At 64.3% G+C, this 2,956-nt stretch carries 3 protein-coding genes; all 3 read right to left on the reverse strand.

Features of this window, described 5'->3' with window-relative positions; translation table 11 throughout:
• Window positions 1-1,192 (reverse strand): hypothetical protein (locus tag VEK15_25060; GenBank protein HXV63993.1); only part of this gene is annotated, 1,192 nt, incomplete at its 3' end.
• A gap of 8 nt (window positions 1,193-1,200) precedes the next feature.
• On the reverse strand, window positions 1,201-2,697 hold the full coding sequence (locus VEK15_25065) for an MBOAT family protein (GenBank protein HXV63994.1): 1,497 nt from the start codon (window positions 2,695-2,697) through the stop codon (window positions 1,201-1,203).
• Between the two features lie 19 nt (window positions 2,698-2,716).
• Window positions 2,717-2,956, reverse strand: a 240-nt coding sequence (locus VEK15_25070) for a hypothetical protein (GenBank protein HXV63995.1), incomplete at its 5' end; no start/stop codon positions are given.

A 2,956-nucleotide genomic window follows, 5' to 3' on the forward strand; every position in this document is an offset into this window, starting at 1 on the left:
CGAGCCGGTCACGTCCGCGGCGCAGCTCATCGGCGAGCATCTGGCGGGATGCGAAGGCCCCGTCGTCGTTCCGGGCGAGCCGGTCCAAGGGTCGTCCCATCTCGTAGCTCAATTGCTCCACCAGACCCCCGCTTTCTCCCCACCCCATGGCGCCCGAGGAAAATACGTTGCTGAAGCTGTCGCCGAGCACCAGAACGTCGGCCGAGAGGTCGGGACGCCAGGGTTCGCCCGATGCCGTTTCGATCCTGCGGACCGAGACCCGCTCCTTCGGATAATGTCTTTCCGGTCGAGGCAGATCGAGAAGCTCGGCCGTATCTCCCGTGTTCGACACCACGCTTTCGCGCACCCGATAGTCGGGAGACGGGAGACTCGGCAGTCCCACGTGCTCGCCGATGAATGCGGCGAGCCGCGGTGCCAGCGCCTCGACCGTCTCGGGACGCCAGTGCGTATCGGTGGCGAGGAAGAGCGGGGTCCCCGTTCCGCTCTTGATCTCGAGCATCACCGGCAAGGGGTCAAAAACGAGAATGCCGGCCTCTCGCAGCTCGCGGAGAAAACGCCCGCGAGATGGGTTGACCACTCCGCGCTCGATGCGAGCGCCGCGCGCGAGATATTCTGGGTGTACCGACGGCTTGGCCGGGGTCGGGAGGACGACCAGAGCGATGTTCCTCAGGGCAAGCTCTTCGGCAAAGTCCCGGATGGCGCTGCGCGGATCGGGCTGCGGCGGCTCCGTCAGCGTGTCGCCCGTCGCCGCCCGGCGCGCCAGCTGGCTCTCGCGAAGAAAGCCCGGACCGATGACGTGGTCGACGTCCGGCTTGAAGAAGAGCCAGCTTTCCCGGCCCTGCCAAACCTGTTCGGTGCCGGCGCCGAGCTTCGTCAAGAGAAATTGCGCGCCGGGACGCATGACGGTCGCGAGCCAGTTTTCGCGCTCGAGGAAGCCGCTCAGCTCATTGATCGCCTCGAGCAACCGGCGGTTTTCGGCGAAGAGGGACCGGTCTCCCAGGTCGCGGGTCGGTTGGTCGAGCCGGAGCATCGTTTCGAGGCCCGATTCGCCTCGCAATGCCGCTGCGACAGTTGCGAGGGGCCCGCTCCCGATCAAAGCCATGAATGCCACCACGAGCGCGAGGGCGGTGACGCGGCGAACGTCGGTCTCGCCGATCTCTTTCCACGCCTGCTCCATCCGGTCTTGGCTCATGGCACCCTTCAGAAAATGAAATAGATGAACGGATTGTAGGCCTGGGTCGCGAGAACACCCGCGGCGATGACGAGCAGGGCGAAGATCCCGACGATCTTGGTCTCCGACATCGATCGGGTCCAATCCCACGTCTGCGGGCCCATCCAGGTGACGGCCGCGGCTACGGCAAAGGTGGCCAGGTAATAAGGTTGATAAAGGATTCCCGTCACCAGCGCCGCCTGGGGCTCTGGCTCGAGGGCCCCGAACATATGGCCGAGATATCGAGCGGCGCTCGCGAAGTCGGGGCTGCGAAAGAATACCCAGGTGATCAGCACGATGAAGAAGGTCGCGCCGACCCGAACCGTGCGGGGCAAGTGGCGATACCAGGCGTCCTTGCCATGCCACCGTTCGAGCGCCAGAAGGAGGCCGTGGATGCCGCCCCAGGCGACGAAGGTCCACGCCGCCCCGTGCCAGAGCCCTCCGAGAAGCATCACGACACCCAGGTTGACGTAGGTTCGCAGCTCTCCCCGGCGATTGCCTCCAAGGGGGATATACAGATAGTCGCGCAACCATGTGGACAGCGAGATGTGCCAGCGTCTCCAGAACTCCGTAATCGACGCCGAACGATAGGGCGAGTCGAAGTTCTTGGGGAAGACGAACCCGAGCATCAGCCCGAGACCGATGGCCATGTCCGAGTAGCCGCTGAAATCGAAGTAGATCTGAAAGGCATAGGCGGTCACGCCGTACCACGCATCCCAAGGGGTGATGGAGCCGGCCCCGAAGGCGACGTCGGCCATGCTCCCGCAGGGGTTGGCGAGAAGGACTTTCTTCGCGAGGCCCAGGCTGACGAACGCGATACCGCGGGAGAATTTAGCCACCGTATGGGAGCGCCGGACCAGCTGATCCGCGACCTCGGAGAAGCGGATGATGGGTCCCGCGACCAGCTGGGGAAACATCGAGACATAGCAGGCGAAATCGACGAGGTTCCGGAGCGGCGTCACCCGCCCCCGGTAGATATCGATCGTGTAGCTCATCGACTGGAAGGTGTAGAAGCTGATACCGAGCGGGAGCGTCACCCGGACGATCCGGTCGAGCTCGAGGACCGGCACCCCGAGCCAGCTCGCGAGCGCGGTCATGTTCTCGGCGGCGAAGTTGAAGTACTTGAAGAAGCCGAGGAGCGAGAGATTCGTGACCACCGAGCACCAAAGCGCGACGCGCTGCCGCGGCGAGCGCGGAACGTCCGGGGAAAGCGGAGCCAGGGGCGCGGCCCAGACCTCGGCCGTTCGCTCACCACCCACGAGCCGCGCGAGCCAGACGGGGCCGCTTCCCAAAAGAGCCAGACCGCAGAAGTAATCCACGACGGTGGAGGCGAGCAGCAAGACGACGAACAGCGGATTCGCCCATCCGTAGAACAGGTAGCTTCCGAGCGTGAGGACGAGATGTCTCCCGCGGCGCGGAACGGCGTAATAGAAACCGATCGCCAGTGGCAGGAAGTAGAAAAGAAACGCGTGGGAGCTGAACACCATGGCCGATCACCCGAGCCGGTCAGGATCCGGTGTCGTAGTACAGGGGAAGGAGAAAATCGTCCGTCTCCATCACGAGTCGCTGGCCCTCGAGCTCGGGATGATCGTCGTAGGGCTCCAGAGTGAGCCGGAAGCGATCTCCCTTGGATCGCTTGGCATCGTCCAGCATCCGCTCGTCCCGAATGACCCAGTGCGCGGCGAGGATCTTTGCCGCGTCATAGCTCCCCTCGATCACGTCGAGGACGGAGTACTCCATCGCGAG

This window comes from Vicinamibacteria bacterium (genome assembly GCA_035620555.1).
In the GTDB taxonomy this organism is placed as follows: domain Bacteria; phylum Acidobacteriota; class Vicinamibacteria; order Marinacidobacterales; family SMYC01; genus DASPGQ01.